The organism is Clavibacter davisi (genome assembly GCF_052751415.1).
The window spans coordinates 1549240-1566253 of record NZ_CP199882.1 but is presented as its reverse complement, the minus strand read 5'-3'; the positions used below and the strand labels follow the sequence as shown (position 1 = coordinate 1566253).

Below are 17014 nucleotides of genomic sequence, written 5' to 3'. Positions count from 1 at the left end.
TGAGGAGTCCGCGTGCCCCGTCCCACCGACATCATCATCAGCCCGCTCGACGGGAAGCGCGCCGTCGTCACCGGCGGCAACAGCGGCCTCGGCCTCGAGACGGCACGCCGCCTCGCCGCGGCCGGCGCCTCCGTCGTCCTCACGTCGCGCGACCCGGAGCGCGGCGAGGACGCGGCGGGCGCGATCCGCGACCGCCACCCCGGCGTCCACGTGGAGGTCGGCTCCCTCGACCTCGCCGACCTCGCCTCCGTGCGCGCCTTCGCGGCACGCGAGATCGAGGCCGGGCCGATCGACATCCTGGTCGACAACGCGGGCGTCATGGCCCCGCCCGACCGCCGCGAGACCCGCGACGGCTTCGAGCTCCAGCTCGGCACGAACCACCTCGGCCACTTCGCCCTGACGGGCCTCCTGCTGCCCGCGCTCCAGTCGGCCGACGCCCCGCGCGTCGTCGTCGTGTCGAGCCTCGCGCACTGGATGGGGCGCATCGCGTTCGGCGACCTCCAGTCGGAGGAGCGCTACAGCCCGTGGGCCGCGTACGGCCAGGCGAAGCTCGCCAACCTGCTGTTCATGCGCCGCCTGCAGGCGCTGTCCGACGAGCGCGGCTGGGGGCTCACCGCCGCGGCCGCGCACCCCGGCGTCACGTCGACCAACCTCGCGAAGAACGGCCCCGGGTCCGGCCCGCAGGGCGTGATGAGCGACCTCGCCGCGAAGTTCGGCCCGGCCGCCCTGGGCCAGGACGTGCGCGTGGGCGCCCTGCCGCAGATCCAGGCGGCGACGGGCCTCGGCGTGCACCCGGGCGACTACTACGGACCCGCGGGCGCCGGGGGCATGAGCGGCATGCCGCACCTCGCCGCGTCGAGCCCGTGGTCGAAGGACGCCGAGCTCGCCCGCCGGCTGTGGGACGCGTCCGAGCAGCTGACGGGCGTGGTCTACCCGGCCTGATCCGCGGAGCGGCCCGCCCGACGGCCGATCGACCGGGCGGCCACGCGGCGCACGACGAGCGGCTGCACGAGGGCGAGCGCGACTCCCCCGAGGCCAAGCGCGACCCAGGTGCCGGCCACGCCGATGCGCGCCAGCAGCTGGGTGCCGAGGAGCGGTCCGACCATCGCGGCGATGCCCCAGCTCACGCCGTACGCCGAGAGGTAGCGGGCCCGGGAGGCGACCGGCGCCAGGGCGACGACCAGCGCGGGCGCGCGTCCGAGCAGGAGCAGGTCGCCGACGCTCCACACGACGGCGGCGGCCGCCAGCCCGAGCGGACCGCCGGCGGAGCCGGTCACGGCAAAGCCGGTGCCCAGCAGCGCGAAGCCGAGCGCCATGGCGGGCCCCGGACGGAGACGCGACAGGGGCCCGCTCCGGAGCAGCGGCTGTCCGAGCACCACGACGAGCGCGGAGAGCGCGAACAGCAGGCCGGCCCGCGACGGCTCCGTCCCCCGCGCCGCGAGGGTCAGGGGCAGGAGCACGTCGAGCTGGAGGTAGAGGACCGCGAAGCCGGTGCCCGAGGCGAGCATGCCGAGGAGGACCGGATCGCGCCATGGCGACCGCGCGGCGCTGTCGTCGGCCATCGCGCCGCCGTGGGCCACCCCGCTGCGCGTGCGAGAGTCCGCAGCCCGATCCGCCGATGCCCTGGGTCCCGCGGCCGGGGCCGTCAGGCCGAGGCGCACCAGGGCAGCGCAGGCGAGGCAGCTCGCCGCGTCCGCCACGAAGAGGAGACGGAGGTCGACGCCGCCGACGGCCGTGGCGAGGACGCCCGCGAGGACGCCCGCCGCGGCGAGGCACGCCGCCAGCATCCCGTACGCCGCGACCCGGTCCCCGTCCCCCTCGACGAGGTCCGCGACGAGGGCCTGGCTGGCCGGCTCGTAGAGCTCGAAGGACAGTCCGAGGAGCACCGCCGCCACGGCCGCCGTCCGCAGGTCGGGCGCTGCGGCCAGCGCCAGCTGGCAGACCGCCGTCAGCACGAGGCCCGTCACGATGGCGGTCCGCCGCCCCACGGCGTCCGCCAGCCGGCCGCCCAGCAGCCGGGACGGGATCGTCGCCGCGCCGAAGAGCGCCACCACGGCGCCCGCCGCGGCGACGGAGGCGCCCATCTGCCCGGTCAGCACGACCGCGAGGAACGGCAGGGTGGCCGCGCCGAGCCGGTTCACGCTCCGGGCCGCGATGAGGACGCGCACGGGCCGCGGCAGCGCGCTCCATGCGGCGAGGTGACCCGCGCCCACCGTCCGCAGGGCGCGGGCGATGCCGCTCCGCGCATCGCGTCCCGTCATCCCGCTCCCCGTCCCGCGGCTCGCCGTCGGCGGCCGGTGCCACGGTAGGGGCATCCGCCGTCGTCGCCGCGGCCCGTCCCCCACCCTGGCGCGCCTGGCCGATCCGCGGTCGCGCCCGGGTCCCACCCGGCCGCATTCCCTATGGTGGGGACATGAGCCTCGACGCCGACCGCCCCTGGGTACGCAGCTACGCGGACGGGGTGTCGGCGGACATCCCGCACGTCGTCGGATCGCTCGGCGACATGGTCGAGCGCAGCATCCAGCGGCACGCCAAGGCCGTCGCGCTGGAGTTCTTCGGGCGCGAGACGACCTATCGGGAGCTCGGCGACTTGATCAGCCGCGCCGCGGAGGGGCTGCGCAAGCTCGGCGTGAAGAAGGGCGACCGCGTCGCGCTCGTGCTGCCCAACTGCCCGCAGCACGTGATCGCGTTCTACGCGGTGCTGCGGCTCGGCGCCATCGTCGTCGAGCACAACCCGCTCTACACGCCGCGCGAGCTCCGCCACCAGTTCGAGGACCACGGCGCTCGCGTCGCGATCGCCTGGAACACCGTCGTGGGCACGATCCAGGACATGCCGCGCGACGTGCCCGTCGACACGATCGTCTCCGTCGACCTGCCGGCCGCCATGCCGCTCGCCATGCGCCTCAAGCTCCGCCTGCCGGTACCCGCGGCCCGACGCGCCCGGGCCGCGATCACCGCGCCCGTCACGGACACCGTCACGTGGGAGCAGCTCGTCGACCACCGCCGCATCGCCGCCTCCCGCCCGCGGCCGGCGCTCGACGACGTGGCGATCCTCCAGTACACGAGCGGCACCACGGCGAGCCCCAAGGGCGCGATCCTCACCCACCGCAACCTGCACGCCAACGCGATGCAGGGCCGCGCCTGGGTGCCGGGCCTCGCCGACGGCGGCGAGACCGTCTACGGCGTGCTGCCCATGTTCCACGCCTACGGCCTCACGCTCTGCCTCACCTTCGCCATGGCGATCGGCGCCCGGCTGGTGCTCTTCCCGAAGTTCGACGTGGACCTCGTGCTCGCCGCCGCGCGGAAGCACCCGCCGACGTTCCTGCCCGCCGTGCCGCCCATCTACGAGCGCCTGGCACGCGGAGCGAAGGAGAAGCGGGTCGACCTCACGGGCGTCCGCTTCGCGATCTCCGGGGCCATGAACCTGCCCGTCGCCACCGTCGAGCTGTGGGAGGGCCTCACGGGCGGCTACCTCGTCGAAGGCTACGGCCTCACGGAGACGTCGCCCGTCGCGCTCGGCAACCCCATCGGCCCGTCCCGGCGGCCCGGCACCGTGGGCGTCCCGTTCCCGAGCACCGAGGTGCGCGTCGTGGATCCCGAGGACCCGACGGTCGACCGCGCCCCCGGCGAGGAGGGCGAGCTGCTCATCCGCGGCCCGCAGGTGTTCCAGGGCTACTGGCGCCGCCCGGACGAGTCGCGCGCCGCGCTCCTCGAGGGCGGCTGGTTCCGCACGGGCGACATCGTGCGCGTCGACGCCGACGGCTTCACGACCATCGTCGACCGGATGAAGGAGCTCATCATCACGGGCGGCTTCAACGTCTCGCCCAGCGAGGTCGAGGACGTCGTGCGCGGCGCCCCCGGCGTGCAGGGCGTCGCCGTGGTCGGTCTCCCGTCGGCGGATGGCGGCGAGGACGTCACGGCCGCGGTCGTGCTGGATCCCGGCGCGACCCTCGACGAGGCCGCGATCCGCGCCTACTGCCGCGCGCACCTGACCGCCTACAAGGTCCCGCGCCGCGTCGTGCGGGTCGACGCGCTGCCGACCTCCCTCATCGGCAAGGTGCTCCGCCGCCAGGTGCGCGAGGAGCTGCAGCGCGAAGGCTGACCGCCGCCTGGCAGGTCCCGGCCGCGACGCCTCCGCGGGGCACCGCGGTCCTACGGTGGACAAGCACGTTTCGTGCACCAACCATCGAAGGAGCGCAATGACCAGAGGCATCGCCGTCGTCACGGGAGGATCCGCGGGACTGGGACGGGCCACCGTCCGGGAGCTCGCGGACCGCGGCTGGGACGTCGCCGTCCTCGCGCGCGGCGAGGACGGGCTCGCGGGAGCCGTCGCCGACATCGAGGCGCGCGGACGCCGCGGCCTCGGGATCTCCACCGACGTCGCCGACCGCCTGGCCGTCGAGGCCGCCGCCGACCGCGTGGAGGACGAGCTCGGCCCCATCGACCTCTGGGTCAACGACGCCATGGTCGGCGTCTTCGGCGAGTTCCTCACGACGGACCCCGCCGACTTCGAGCGGGCCACGGCGGTCAACTACTTCGGCTTCGTCAACGGCACGCGCGCCGCGCTCTCCCGGATGGTGCCGCGCGACCGGGGCCACGTGATCCAGGTCGGCTCCGCGCTCGCCCACCGCGGGATCCCGCTGCAGGCCGCGTACTGCGCCGCGAAGCACGCCGTGCAGGGCTTCACCGAGTCGGTGACGACCGAGCTGATCCACAACGAGAGCGCCGTGAAGATCTCCACGGTCGACATGCCCGCCCTCAACACGATCCAGTTCAACTGGGTCAAGTCGCAGCTGCCGCACCACCCGCAACCGGTGCCGCCCATCTTCGAGCCCGAGGTGGGCGCGCAGGCCATCGCCGCGGTCGCCGAGAAGCCGAAGCGCCGCAACTGGGTCGGCGAGCCCACCGTGATGACCGTGCTCGGGAACCGCTTCGTGGCGAACTGGCTCGACGGCTACCTCGCGAAGACGGGCTACTCCGGCCAGCAGGCCGAGGACAAGACGCAGCCCATGCTCACGACGAACCTCTACACGCCCACCGCGGGCGATCACGGAGCGCGCGGCATCTTCAGCGACCGGGCGCGGATGACGAGCCCGCAGGTCTGGATCATCCGCAACCGCGCCACGACCGTCGCGATCGGCGCGGGCGCCCTCCTCTCCGGCGTCGTCGCCGGGGTCGCCGCGCTCCGGCGCCGATAGCCTCGACGCATGGGTGACATCGACGCGATCGTGGTCGGATCGGGACCGAACGGCCTGGCCGCGGCCGTGACGATGGCCCGGGCCGGCCTCTCCGTGCAGGTGCACGAGCGGGCGGACACCGTCGGCGGCGGCAGCCGCACGGCCGAGCTCACTCTCCCCGGCTTCCACCACGACATCTGCTCGGCCGTGCACCCGATGGCGCTCGCCTCCGGGTTCTTCCGCGCCTTCCAGCTCGACCGGCGGATCGACCTCGTCGTGCCGGAGATCTCCTACGCGCATCCGCTCGACGGCGGTCGCTCGGGCATCGCCTACCGCGACATCGACCGCACCGCCGACGCGCTCGGCGTGGACGGCCGGGCGTGGCGGCAGCTGATGGGGCCGCTCGCCGCATCCGCCGACCGCGTCGCCCAGTTCACGAACGGCCCGCTGCTCCAGGTGCCGCGCCACCCGCCGACCGCGATCCGGCTCGGCCTCCGCGCGCTCGAGCAGGGCTCCCCCGTCTGGAATGCGCGGTTCCGCGGCGACGTCGCGCCGGCCATGTTCACCGGCGTGGCCGCCCATGCGATCCAGACCATGCCGAGCGTGTCGACCGCCGCCGCCGCGCTCTCCCTCGGCGCGTACGCCCACGCCCGCGGCTGGCCGGTGCCGGTCGGCGGCAGCCAGTCCATCGTCGACGCCATGATCGCCGACCTGCGTGCCCACGGCGGCGAGGTGATCACGGGATCCGAGGTCCGCCGGCTCCGCGAGCTGCCCGCCGCCCGCGCGGTGCTGTTCGACACCAGCGCGCGCGCCCTCGCGCGCATCGCGAGCGATCGCCTGCCCGCCGGCTACCTCCGCGCCCTCCGCCGCTTCCGCTACGGCAACGCGGCCTCCAAGGTCGACTTCGCGCTCTCCGGTCCCGTGCCGTGGACGGATCCCGAGCTCCGCCGCGCGGGCACGCTCCACGTCGGCGGCACGCGCGCGGAGATCCAGGCCGCCGAGCGCGACGTGGCCGCGGGGCGGCACAGCGACGATCCGTACGTGCTCGTGGCGCAGCCCTCCATCGACGATCCCGGCCGCGCGCCCGCGGGGAAGCACGTGCTGTGGGCGTACACGCACGTGCCCGCGGGATCGACGGTCGACCAGACCGAGGCGATCACGCGCCAGATCGAGCGCTTCGCCCCCGGATTCCGCGACCTCATCCTCGCCTCCTCCAGCATCGACGCGGTCGGCATGGAGGAGCACGACCCCAACTACATCGGCGGCGACATCGCGGCCGGCGCCGCGAGCGTCTGGCAGCTGCTGGCGCGTCCGGTGCTGTCGCCGGACCCGTGGCGCACGCCGACCGCGGGCGTCTACCTCGCGTCGAGCTCGGCGACGCCCGGCCCGGGCGTGCACGGCATGGCCGGGTACCAGGCGGCGCGGAGCGCGCTGCGGCACGAGTTCGGGATCACGCGGGGGCCGGACCTCTCGTCGTGATCCGCCGGCTCCCGGCCTAGCCGCGCCAGCGCCCCACGTGCTCCCACGCGCCGAACATCGGGACGATCTCGTACATCTCGTCGACCGGCACCTCCCGGTACTCCCGCACCTCGACGTCGTCGCGCACGCAGTCGGTGCGGGTCCAGCGCCCGCATCCGTCCTCGCGGTACTGGAACTTCTCGATGAGCACGGCGTCCTTCCGTCGCAGGTATCCCTCGACGGCCGGGTAGTGGTGCTCCACCACCTGGCTCTTGAACAGCTGGTCGCCAGTGCGCGTGAGGCTGAAGCTGTACCGGATCCGGTGCCATTCATCGAGGTAGCGCGCCTTGATGCACGCGGCGTAGGGCATCACCTCCAGCAGGAAGTCCGGCGGCGTCGTCACGTCACGGCCGTCGTGCCAGGCGGCCACGGTGAACCAGTTGGCGGGCCCGGGGACCCGCGCCGCGTACCGCAGCCAGGCCTCCTCCTCGGTCATCACGTCGATGGGCCGGCCCCTGCCGTGGTGCCACCGCGCGCAGTACACGTAGATCACGTCACCGCTCCCCCGGCTCGGGCTCATGGACCCTTCCTCGCGCGTCGCGCACGATGACGTCCTGCTCCCGCGCGTGCTCGAGGAACGCGGGCGGGAGGCGCCGACGTTGCACGGGGAGCTCCAGCACGAGGTCGCCGTCGAGCTCGCCCACGCGGTCGCCCGCCTGACCGGGGTGGTACAGGGCCACCAGATCGTCGATCAACGCCCGTGCCTTCTCCGCGGACAGCCGACCGATCTGCACGCGCGGCTTCGAGATGATCTCCTGATCCGACATGTAGGTGTTCACGACGAGCGTCGCCTGCAGGGCCCGCTGCCACGGCCGGCGGAAGCCGGCGGGGAGCGGCGGCACCAGCGACGGGGCCGGCGACGGCGCCATCACGCCGTCCTCGAGGAGCACCGAGTTGAGGATGCGGCCCTCGACCGTGCGGATGATCACGCGCTTCTCGGTCGCCTCATCGAGGAGGGGCTGGGGGACGACCTCCGCCTGGGCCGCGATCTCGAGGACGGGCCTGCCGCCGATCGGCGCCGCCTCCCGCGCGACCCCGAAGCCGGAGTGGTAGTCCTGCGCAGGGGGTGGGAAGTCCATGGTGATGAGCGCTCCTCGGTGGTCCGGGAGACGGGCGGGTCTCCGGTGCTCAGGGTGGCCGAAGCGCCGTGACGGCGTCGGTCGGATCCCCAGGAATGGACCGCATGCGGCCCTCGACTGCCTGCACACCGCGAGCGGCTCGGCTGGGTCACCGTCGGACCCCATCGCCCACGAACCTTTGAAGGGGATCGACTCGCGTGACCGCAGCGATGCTCTAGCGCGACCTCACATCAGTGCTCGACGTGCACGCGGAGCCAGTCCGATCGGTTCGATCGCCCTTCACACCATGCGCCTTCGTCTACTCGCTGATGCGCGTGATCACCAGCGACCGAACTTCCCCAACGACTCCCAGGCACCGAACTCGGGTACCGGCTCCCAATGCTTCGACACGTCGACATCGCGGTATTCCGACACGTGCGTCAATGGATCAGAATCGTCCATCACGACCTCCTTGGCGTACCCATCGAGCTTATACAGGTATTGCGCGACGTAAATCGCCTCATCGAGGCCATGATGCTGAGGCTTTCCGGGATACCTGTGCTCCGTCCCGTGGCTCATGAAGAGCGAATCATGCAATGGCGTGAATCCGTAGCCATATCGCTCATTGCAGTACGGATCGAGGAACTTCACATTGATATACGACGCTCCGGGTAGAACTTCCAACAGATATTCGGGCGCCACTCCCTCTACGCCCGGATGCTTTGAAGCAAAGACCGAGAACCAGTGATGCGGTTCCGCGACCTCACCCCTGAAGCGCCGCTCCGCCTCTTCTTCAGAGATCGGATCATCCGGCGTTCGCGACGCGGTGTCCCATCGGTGGCAGTATTCGTAGTCCATGAATACACCACTCTCAATGTAAAAGCACGCTTGGCGTTGCACTCGGTGAATCTGGACCCATGGCAGCATAGGGCTCCTCGCCTGAGCCGACTGCGTGCCTTAAGTTTGGAATGCGTAACAGGCTCAGCACGCGCCACGACAATGGCGCTGAATCGCGCCATGACGGTGGGGACTTGTTTATTCCATTCATCGATCAGATGCAGCCATGCGCTGTAATATTCCGCGGTCGGGTGCAATTCATGCGCTCACGCGACACGTAACGCTTTCACCTGCTCGAGCACCGTGAGTGGCAATGTGACCGTTCAGCGAAGGCGAACCAATGCACTCCAGTGACCGAATTCGGGGATAGGCTCCCAGTTGGCCCGAAGATCCACATCCCGATATTCCATCGTCTCAACGGTGGCCTTTTGTAGATCACGAATCGCCCGCTTCATTGTATTATCCTTCGGGTCGAATTGGATAGTTTCTACTTGCACGGCTTCATTCAAGCCCATGTATCGATCCGCATCTGGATACCGGCGCTCTGAAACCTGAGCAAGAAAAAGACGTTCATCGAGATTCTTGAAATTGTACGTCAGGCAGCTCCTATTAAATTGGTCGAGAATTCTCGTACGCACATGTGCCGCAAACGGAAGCACTTCAAGAACGCCCATCAGCACATCTTCATCGCTAACTGCGCCGATGCTGAACCATCCCCCCATCCCCGGCTGCTCCCCGGTATAAATACTACGGGCCTCGCTCACAGTAAGTTCACCGTGTGGCGCTCGCCGCCTATCACTCCACCGGTTGCAGTAGATGTATCTCATGTGAATTTCCGATCTTCAGGCTCGCTCAATACACATATCCTAGTGTGTCACGGATGATAACAGGCGGCTCCAAGCCGGCCGCGTACTCGAGGACTTCCATAGGAACTGGATCGATCTGCGGCGGGATTTGCAGGATAAGGGCTCCGTCGATGTACTCATCGGTTCCGGCAATTCGCGTTCCTGGCGGGTACTTTATCACGGCTTCGCGAAGATACGCCTGCACGCTCCTGATGTTGATGCGACTAAGTTGTGTAAACTTACGGGAAATAATCTCGCTCTCTTTGAGGTACGAATCTACTATTACAATCTTTTCCCGGATATTCGTTACCACACCCTCAGACGAGGTGACCTGCTTCGCCTCCACATGAACCAGGCGCAACTCATTATCGCCATGCTCGAGGTGATTCAGGTAATTAAATTCCTGCCCCTTAAGCAAGGGTATTCGCCAGGGGTCCGTGTTGGGATCCGCTAGCTGCGCTCTCACTAATTCCAGACCCCTGAGCTTGGGTGTGGCGCCCACATCGTCAGTCGACTCCCCCGGTGGCAAGCTGTCTTTCTCCATCGGGCTGTCATGTCGCCCGGAATCTTCTACACCGTGTGCGCTTCGGTCCTCGGTGGACTCGATAGTTGAGTGATCGTCGCTGTGTGGCAAGTGCCCCTGAGTCGACCCGTCTGGACCCGCGAGCGCATGTTGCGCTCCGGAGAAGTCTTGTTGATGGCCAAATGTCTGAGAACTGAGCCGCCGCCCGCCCCCTGGACTCATATCTCCGAACACGTCAATGTTACCGCTCTTCGCGACCAGTTCACCATCCGAAACTTGGGGTTTCCAAGGCTCAGAAGATGAGTCAACCGTCTCGGCGGTGCGATCAATCCGTGGCCCCTTATCGGCCAGGGCAGCATCGATCGGTCCTCCGAAATCTCGAGACGATATTGAATCCTGCTTTTGGGGGCCACCATCACCGCCTACACCCCGTTGGGTAGATCGCGCTGCCTCGGAGACTGCTTCCGATGCCGCATCGTGATTTATATTGAGACGTACACCCGTCGGCACCCGCATCCCGTCCGGCGTCACCATGTGCTCTACGCGAACGCTCACCTTCGGCACCCGCGCCAGCAGATCCCGGAACCCCGTCACGGATCCCGACACCGACGACTCCACACCCCGCGACACACCCGCCACGAGATCCCCGACCCGTCCCGACACCGCGCCGGTGCCCCTGAGCACACGCCCTAGCCCCGATGATGCCTCCCCCGCACGAGCCGCATCGGCGGCACCCTCGGCACCCATCTCCGTGGCGCGCGCCCCGAACCGCAGACCGCGCGCACCGCTCGCCAGGACCTTCAGCCCCGCACCCGCCTCCGCGCCCGGCATGAGCACGCTCCCGACGTTGAACTCCAATCCGCCCAATGCCCGACCCGGGTTCGTCTTCCAGGCCTCCTCGCTTCCGAGGAACCCCTCCACCACCTGCCCCCTCTGCGCCCGGAATCTCGGCGCCAACGTCTTCAGTAGATCCGGAGCGCCCTCGCCGGGATCCGTGAGAGGCGAAGGCAGCACAAACGTCGTCACCAGGTAGACGGATGCCGCGGCTCCCCGCCACGAGTTGAGCGCGAGGTCCCCGTCGAATGCCTTTCGGGTGTGGGCGTTGAAGCCGACCATGGCCAGCCCACCCTTCACCGACTCTCGGAAGGCATCCTGCGCGCCGTGCGCCTGCGCCTCCTGGCAGGACCGCTCCTTCATCGTCCCGAAAGGCAGCACCGTCCCGATGCTCGTGTCCAAGGCGGCTGGCGCGGCCGGCCCTTGCCCTGCTCCGCGGGACAGCCAGTACATGGGGGAATCCAGCCCGGAGAGCGCGGCCACGCACGTGTCGCGGGCGTGCGCCAGCGCATCCACCTGCGCCGCGACGCGCCGCATCAGGTCGTTGTTCCTGTCCGCGAACTCCGGGATGTAGTCAAAGATCTTCGTGCCCTCAGCCGTGGTGCCGACGACACTCGTGATGAACTGCTCGGCCTCGCCCGTGAGCTGCAGCAGCTCCGGCTTGATCCGGTCCACCTCGTCCGCGAACGCGGTGAGCGCGTGGGACGCTGCGAGGAACACCGCGCTCAGCGACTCCGTGCCCGTCTTCACCGGCGCCATCGTCTCGATGAGGCTCGGGGCCTCGGGTGCCCGGTACGAGGCCGAGATGCCCGACCACTTCGACACCACGTCAGCGCCGTGCGTGGTCACCGCCGTGGATGCGGAGGTGAAGCTCGCAGCGGCACGGCGGATCAGATCCGCGTATCCGCCGGAGTCGCTCGGCATCATCGCTGGACGCCCGACCGTTCGGTGAACCAGCTGAAGTCGCCCGAGCCCGCGGATTCCACCGCGTGCGTCTGCGCCGCCCGCACGTCTTCCGACATGGTGTCGTCGGCCGCGACGTAGTCCGCCGTGGCGGTGGACACGCCGAGCAGGCACGCCGAGATGCGGTTGCCCACGGTCGTCATCCTCGGTGCCTCCCGTTGCAGGAGCGCCGAAACGGCGGTCGCGACCTCGACGCAGTCCGACGTGCCGTTCGTGACGTCCGTCTCCGCGGATTCCAGGCTCGAGAACGCCTCCACGAGCGCCCCGGCCGCGTCCTGCACGTCCTTCACGACGGCCGACACCCCCGCGGGGTCAATGCTGTAGCTCGACCTCCGATCCACCGTGCCCTTCTGTGCTCAGTCGATGCGCGTGACCGTCCGCCGCGGCGGCGATCGCGGTGATGAGCGCCCCGGCGTCTTCCGCTCCCCAGCCGCGCGCGTGCGCCTCCGTCCAGTGCGTGGCCGGCTCGACGCCGACGCCGAGGATCCGAACGGCGTCGCCCGCGTGCTCGAGCGGCCGGGAGCCGGTCACGGTGAGCTGCCCGCCGCGCAGGTTCGAGAGGAGCACCGCTCCCCCGTCCCAGAGCGAGGCGATCCGGAGGTCCGGATCCGTGGCAGCTGCCCCGACGACGCACTCGCCGACGGTGACGGGCCGGGGCGAGAGGATCACCCACTCGCCGTTCACGGGGTCTCCCCCGCCAGGGCCGAGACGACGGTCTCCGGCCCGAAGGCGCGGAGCGCGGTCTCGAGGTCGGCCCACGCTGGCGCCGGTCCGCTCCCGAACTGCAGGAGCAGGGACGGCGTGCGCGGATGCCCGATGCGCGTCAGCACGCCGGCGGCCTCCAGATCCGCCGTGGGGAAGGCCCAGTCGCGGACCGCGCGCGGGCCGACGAGGGCCGCGCGCGGCTCGACCGCGTGCGGGGGGTCGGCGGAGAAGGTCAGGTCCTCCGCCCCCGCCATGGCGACGGCGAAGGCGAACTGGATCTGGGCGACGCCGTGCAGACGCCGCATCAGCCGGGCCGCTCCCTCCGCGGGGATCGCGCCGCGCACCACCAGCTTCGTCTCCTCGTAGATCCCCGAGGGCGCCTGCCAGGCCCGGAGGGTGCCGCTGGCTCCCGACCCGTGGACGACGATCCGCGAGACGTCCGGCAACCGTCCGCGCACCCACTCGGTCATGCCCCGCGGCGACCAGTCCGACGCCGCGGGCTCGATCGCGCCCCAGCCCTCCAGCCGGGTTCCCGTCTCCGAGGCGACGACCTCGGCGACGCGTCCCGCCTCGAACGCGGACGCGTCCACGTACCGGGCGCTCACGGTGACCTGCGTCCAGGCGGCGGACGCGCCGTCGCGACGGCGCTCCCCCGCGGCCGCCGCCGCCGTCCACGCCTCCGACGGACCGGCGATCAGCGTGTCCGTGCCGGCGAGACGGAGCCCGTCGCCGGCGGAGACGGCCCATCGGCCGTCGAAGAGCCGCAGCGCCTGCAGCATCGCGAACGTGAGCCGCGTCTGCGGTGGCGTCACGATCAGCACGCGCTTCGCGGCTGCCCCCGCGTCGGCCAGGAGGCCGGACCGGAGGGCGCTGAGGTGCAGGATCCGCGCGGTGCTGCGGATGACGAGGAAGCCGTCACCCATCTCCTCGATGAGGGGATGGGTGACGGCCGGTGTCGCATCCGCGACGGTGTCGCTCATGCGGTGACGCTCGACGCCTAGCCGATGGCGTCGACCGCCGCCTTCCCGCGCGACATGGCCGTCTGCGCGGTCTCGTCGTTGCGTGCCATCGCCTGGCGGAGCGCGTGGATGATGTCCCGCACCTGCTGGGCGACCGCATTCCAGCGGGCCTCCTTGGCCGCGTACTCCGTGGAGACGCCGTCGGCCTGGTAGTCGGCCATGGCGGCCTTCACGTCGGAGTCGCGCTGGTCGAGCAGCGACTCCAGGTGGCTCGCGACGGCCTGGAACTCGTCCTGGGCCGACTGGGATGCCGCGATGTCGTAGTCGCGGCGGTCTGCGCTGTTCCCGCTCATGTTCGTCGGATCCCTTCTCTAAGCCCGGCCGGAGAAGCGGGCGGAGTCGAAGCCCGCCCCGCTCTGCGCCGCGCGCGTCTGGTCCGACATGTCGGAGTCGCCCTGCTGGAAGGCCGTGTCCTGGCCCTGGATGCCGCCGAGCACCGCGGCCAGCGCCGCGTTCAGCTCGGTGGCGATGGAGTCCGTGTGCGCCTTGAACTGGTCGAACGCCTGGCGCCCCGCGCCGTTGAAGCGGCCCTCGAGCGGTGCCGCCGACTGCTCCAGCCGGCGCACGAGCGCGCCGAGGTCCTCGTGCGACGAGCTGGTCCGCTGTCCCAGCTGCGTGAGGGTGGATGCCCCCATCGCGAATTTCATGCCCATGTACCGCTCCTCTCAGCCACGCGGATGCCGCGCGCTGCTCGCCGATGCGACCGGACGACAGCCGTCCGATCGCACCGGATGGTACCCCCGATCCGGGGGCGCGGGAACGGTTAACAGAGGTACGGATTCTTGACGCTAGGATCGCGCTGGCTCGGGCGTCGGGCCGGTACCCGCTGGGAGGCATCGATGGCGCATGCGCTCCTCGGCGCGGTCACCTGCGGACGGTGCGGTGCGCGCGTCGCCGTGGCCGTCTCCACCTGCGCCCGCTGCGCGTCACCCCGCCTCGACGCCGCGCCGGGCACGGCGACCGGCCCCTACCAGGGCATGCTCATCGGCGTCGTCCCCGCCCCGGCCGGACGGCGGTATGCCGCCCGGGCGATGGACGCGGTCCCGCCCGCGGCCCTCCTCGCGGCGGCCGTGATCGGCGCCGGCGACGCGCGCTGGCCGGTGCTCGTCGTGCTCCTCCTCGTCGGAGCGGCATTCGCCGTGCTGTCCGCGAACGCCGCGTCCTCGCTCCGCAGCGGCCAGACGCTCGGGCGACGCCTCCTCCGGCTCCGGACGGTCGACGACCTCTCCGGCGCGCCGCTCACCGCCATGGACCGGTTCGGCCGGATCCCCCGGCTGCTGCGACAGCGCACGACCGTGACCGCCGACCTCCGTGCCGGACGGGACCCCCTCGGGGTCGCCCGGCCCCCGGCCGACGCGCTCGGCGACGACGTGGCAGACGACGACGCCGGTCCGACCGTGGACGAGGCCGTCCGCCGTGCCCATCGCCGGACGACGTCGATCCGGGTCGAGGCGCCCGCGCCGACGGGAGCCGCCCTCGTGCTGGACTCCGGCGAGCGGCTCGCCGTCACGGAGCCGCTGGTCGTGGGCAGGAAGCCCGAGGCGCAGGTCGACGGCGTGACGCACGTCGTGCACACGTGGACCGACCTGTCGCGCACCGTCGCCAAGTCCCACGCGCTGTTCGCGTGGTCCGGCTCGAGCATGTGGATCACCGACCTGGGCAGCCTCTCGGGCACCGCCGTCATCACCCCCGAGGGCGAACGCCGTCCTCTGGTCGCGGGCGTGCCGACCGCGGCGAGCGTCGGCTGGACCGTCGAGCTCGGCCGCCGCCGCATCGTCATCGAACCGGACGCCCCCGAGGCCACCGCCTCCGAGTCCCCGACGGCCGTCCCGGACGCGACCGACGCGAGCCCGGCGGACGCCGTGTCCGACCCCGGACTCCGCTCCCGCACCGGCTCCCGTCCCCCGACCGCGGCCCCGTCCCCGGCCGTCGCCCCCGCACCGACCCCCACCGAGAGGACGGCGCCCCGTGCCGACTGATCCCGACGTCATCCTCCTGGAGACGATCCGCACCCACCGCTCCCGGCTCCGGTCGGCGTTCATCTTCGGGGAGCTCACCGAGCGCCGAATCGTGGACGACAACTCGAAGCGGTTCATCGCCAGCGTCGTGGTCGCGGCCGTCGTCTGCGCGGGCTGCGTGGGCGTCTCGTTCGTGGGGCACCTGCTGGGCGCAGCACCCGCGGGCGGACTCGGCGGCGTCGTCTCCACCCCGGTGCCCAGCCCGTGAGCACCTTCACGCGCGTCACCGTCCTCGGCTCGCACCGCCGCGTCGACCTGGTCGCCCCGAGCGACGAGGCCGTCGCCGCCCTGATCGCGCAGCTCGTCGAGCTGCTGGGCGAGCGGACGGAGTCGGCGGCCCGGCCGATGACGCTCATCCGCGCCTCCGGCGACCAGCTCGGCGCGGAGGAGTCCCTCGACGACCAGGGCGTCCTCGCCGGCGACGTCCTCCGGCTCGTGCGCGTGGACGACGCGCCGGCGCCGCCCGAGGTCGCCGACGTGACCGACGTGGTCGCCGAGGCGCGCGACGACCAGGGCTCGCTGTGGGCGGACGTGCACCGCATCTCGGCGTGCTGCGTCGCGATCGCGCTGCTCGCGGGGGTCGCCGGTGCATCGCTCGTCTCCCCGGACGCCGTCCCGGAGCTCGGCGGCGGCGCGCTCCTCCTCGCGGTCGCGGCCGCGGTGCTCGGGCTCGTGGGGGCCGCGCGTCCCGCGCTCGTGCTCACGGCCGCGGCGGCCGGTCTGGCCGTGCCCGCCACCGTCGCGGCGGTGGACGCCTGGATGCCGGGGGGCGCCTCGCTGCCCGTGCTCGCGTTCGCGACCTCCGGAGCGGCCTGGCTCGTGGTCGGCGTCGGCATCGGGGTCGGCCTGCGTCGGCGCACGCTGCTGCGCGGGAGCGTCGTCGGGGTCGCCGCCAGCGCCGTCGCCCTCGGCGTCGACCTGCTCGGGATGACGGTGCCGCAGGAGTCCGCGGTCGTCGGCACGGCCGCCGTCGTGCTGATCGGCCTCCTCCCCTGGTACTCGATGACGGCATCCGGCCTCACGGGCCTCGACGACCTCGTCATCGCCGGCACGCTGTCCGACCGCGACACGCTCCGGAGCACGGTCGACGAGGCGTACCGGTCGCTCAGCTGGGCCAGCCTCGCCGCGGCGGTCCCGGCGGCCATCGCCGCCGGAGCGCTCGTCGGCACGACGGATCCGTGGCCGATCGCCCTCGGCGTGTGCCTCACCCTGGTCCTCGCCCTGCGCACGCGCGCCTTCCCGCTGGCCTGGCAGGCCCTGCCGCTGTGGGCCGCCGTCGCCGCGGTGATCGTGATCGCGGCCCTCGCCCACGGCTCCGAGCGCGACGCCGTCGCCGCGGGCCTCGGAGCGGTGATGCTCGCGTGCGCCGCGGTCTGCGTCGCGCGGCCGTCGCTCCAGACGCGCGCACGCCTCCGCCGGGTGGGCAACCGCGTCGAGACCCTCGCCGTCGTCGCGCTGGTGCCGTGCGTCATCGGCGTCTTCGGCGTGTACCCGTCCCTGCTCGGGACCTTCTGACG

The 17014-nt window shown here is 71.6% G+C and carries 18 protein-coding genes; 7 read left to right on the top strand and 11 right to left on the bottom strand.

The genetic code is table 11. The features are described from left to right. The first annotated feature begins 12 nt into the window (after window positions 1–12). A complete protein-coding gene (locus ACU4ZT_RS07415) occupies window positions 13–942 on the top strand; it encodes an oxidoreductase (RefSeq protein ID WP_063072719.1) in 930 nt (309 codons plus the stop codon). On the opposite strand, the gene ACU4ZT_RS07410 is transcribed toward ACU4ZT_RS07415, so the two are convergent. Continuing rightward, entirely contained in the window at window positions 930–2261 is a 1332-nt protein-coding gene (locus tag ACU4ZT_RS07410; RefSeq protein ID WP_063072718.1) for an MFS transporter, read from the bottom strand. The genes ACU4ZT_RS07415 and ACU4ZT_RS07410 overlap by 13 nt on opposite strands. Before the next feature lie 152 nt (window positions 2262–2413). Between ACU4ZT_RS07410 and ACU4ZT_RS07405 the strand changes: the two genes are divergently transcribed. From ACU4ZT_RS07405 to ACU4ZT_RS07395, 3 genes are all read left to right on the top strand, one after another. After that, entirely contained in the window at window positions 2414–4102 is a 1689-nt protein-coding gene (locus ACU4ZT_RS07405) for a long-chain-fatty-acid--CoA ligase (RefSeq protein WP_445338558.1), read from the top strand. A 97-nt stretch (window positions 4103–4199) separates the two neighbouring features. Next, window positions 4200–5198, top strand: coding sequence for an SDR family oxidoreductase (locus ACU4ZT_RS07400; RefSeq protein ID WP_063072716.1), 999 nt, complete (start codon window positions 4200–4202; stop codon window positions 5196–5198). Between the two features lie 9 nt (window positions 5199–5207). Then, on the top strand, window positions 5208–6656 hold the full coding sequence (locus ACU4ZT_RS07395; RefSeq protein WP_270980341.1) for a phytoene desaturase family protein: 1449 nt from the start codon (window positions 5208–5210) through the stop codon (window positions 6654–6656). Window positions 6657–6672: 16 nt separating this feature from the next. On the opposite strand, the gene ACU4ZT_RS07390 is transcribed toward ACU4ZT_RS07395, so the two are convergent. From ACU4ZT_RS07390 to ACU4ZT_RS07345, 10 genes are all read right to left on the bottom strand, one after another. Further along, window positions 6673–7215 (bottom strand): hypothetical protein, encoded by a 543-nt coding sequence (locus tag ACU4ZT_RS07390; protein ID WP_445338556.1) that lies wholly within the window; start codon window positions 7213–7215, stop codon window positions 6673–6675. Next, window positions 7190–7774, bottom strand: coding sequence for a hypothetical protein (locus tag ACU4ZT_RS07385; protein ID WP_270980344.1), 585 nt, complete (start codon window positions 7772–7774; stop codon window positions 7190–7192). The genes ACU4ZT_RS07390 and ACU4ZT_RS07385 overlap by 26 nt, the downstream gene beginning before the upstream one ends. A gap of 318 nt (window positions 7775–8092) precedes the next feature. Beyond that, window positions 8093–8611 carry a hypothetical protein gene (locus ACU4ZT_RS07380; protein ID WP_270980345.1) on the bottom strand — a complete coding sequence of 173 codons (519 nt, stop codon included), beginning with the start codon at window positions 8609–8611 and terminating at the stop codon, window positions 8093–8095. 302 nt (window positions 8612–8913) lie between these two features. After that, entirely contained in the window at window positions 8914–9312 is a 399-nt protein-coding gene (locus tag ACU4ZT_RS07375; RefSeq protein ID WP_414748024.1) for a hypothetical protein, read from the bottom strand. Window positions 9313–9442: 130 nt separating this feature from the next. Beyond that, on the bottom strand, window positions 9443–11719 hold the full coding sequence (locus tag ACU4ZT_RS07370) for a hypothetical protein (protein WP_445338554.1): 2277 nt from the start codon (window positions 11717–11719) through the stop codon (window positions 9443–9445). Continuing rightward, on the bottom strand, window positions 11716–12036 hold the full coding sequence (locus ACU4ZT_RS07365; RefSeq protein WP_445338552.1) for a DUF6507 family protein: 321 nt from the start codon (window positions 12034–12036) through the stop codon (window positions 11716–11718). Before ACU4ZT_RS07365 ends, ACU4ZT_RS07370 begins: the two co-directional genes overlap by 4 nt. Window positions 12037–12067: 31 nt before the next feature. Then, window positions 12068–12439 (bottom strand): hypothetical protein, encoded by a 372-nt coding sequence (locus ACU4ZT_RS07360; protein ID WP_445338550.1) that lies wholly within the window; start codon window positions 12437–12439, stop codon window positions 12068–12070. Next, entirely contained in the window at window positions 12436–13440 is a 1005-nt protein-coding gene (locus ACU4ZT_RS07355; protein ID WP_414748027.1) for a DUF6177 family protein, read from the bottom strand. The genes ACU4ZT_RS07360 and ACU4ZT_RS07355 overlap by 4 nt, the downstream gene beginning before the upstream one ends. A gap of 17 nt (window positions 13441–13457) precedes the next feature. Further along, window positions 13458–13772, bottom strand: coding sequence for a pore-forming ESAT-6 family protein (locus ACU4ZT_RS07350; RefSeq protein WP_063072706.1), 315 nt, complete (start codon window positions 13770–13772; stop codon window positions 13458–13460). A gap of 18 nt (window positions 13773–13790) precedes the next feature. Then, window positions 13791–14132 (bottom strand): WXG100 family type VII secretion target, encoded by a 342-nt coding sequence (locus tag ACU4ZT_RS07345; protein ID WP_414146362.1) that lies wholly within the window; start codon window positions 14130–14132, stop codon window positions 13791–13793. Window positions 14133–14318: 186 nt separating this feature from the next. Here ACU4ZT_RS07345 and ACU4ZT_RS07340 point away from each other — a divergent pair, with 186 nt between their 5' ends. The 3 genes from ACU4ZT_RS07340 to ACU4ZT_RS07330 are packed head-to-tail and all read left to right on the top strand — an operon-like array spanning window position 14319 to window position 17012. After that, window positions 14319–15458 carry an RDD family protein gene (locus ACU4ZT_RS07340; RefSeq protein WP_414748028.1) on the top strand — a complete coding sequence of 380 codons (1140 nt, stop codon included), beginning with the start codon at window positions 14319–14321 and terminating at the stop codon, window positions 15456–15458. Next, a complete protein-coding gene (locus ACU4ZT_RS07335) occupies window positions 15448–15705 on the top strand; it encodes a hypothetical protein (protein WP_063072704.1) in 258 nt (85 codons plus the stop codon). The genes ACU4ZT_RS07340 and ACU4ZT_RS07335 overlap by 11 nt, the downstream gene beginning before the upstream one ends. Then, the gene (locus tag ACU4ZT_RS07330) at window positions 15702–17012 is read left to right on the top strand and encodes an EsaB/YukD family protein (protein WP_270980355.1); all 1311 of its coding nucleotides are present in this window, start codon (window positions 15702–15704) and stop codon (window positions 17010–17012) included. The genes ACU4ZT_RS07335 and ACU4ZT_RS07330 overlap by 4 nt, the downstream gene beginning before the upstream one ends. Window positions 17013–17014 lie beyond the last annotated feature (2 nt).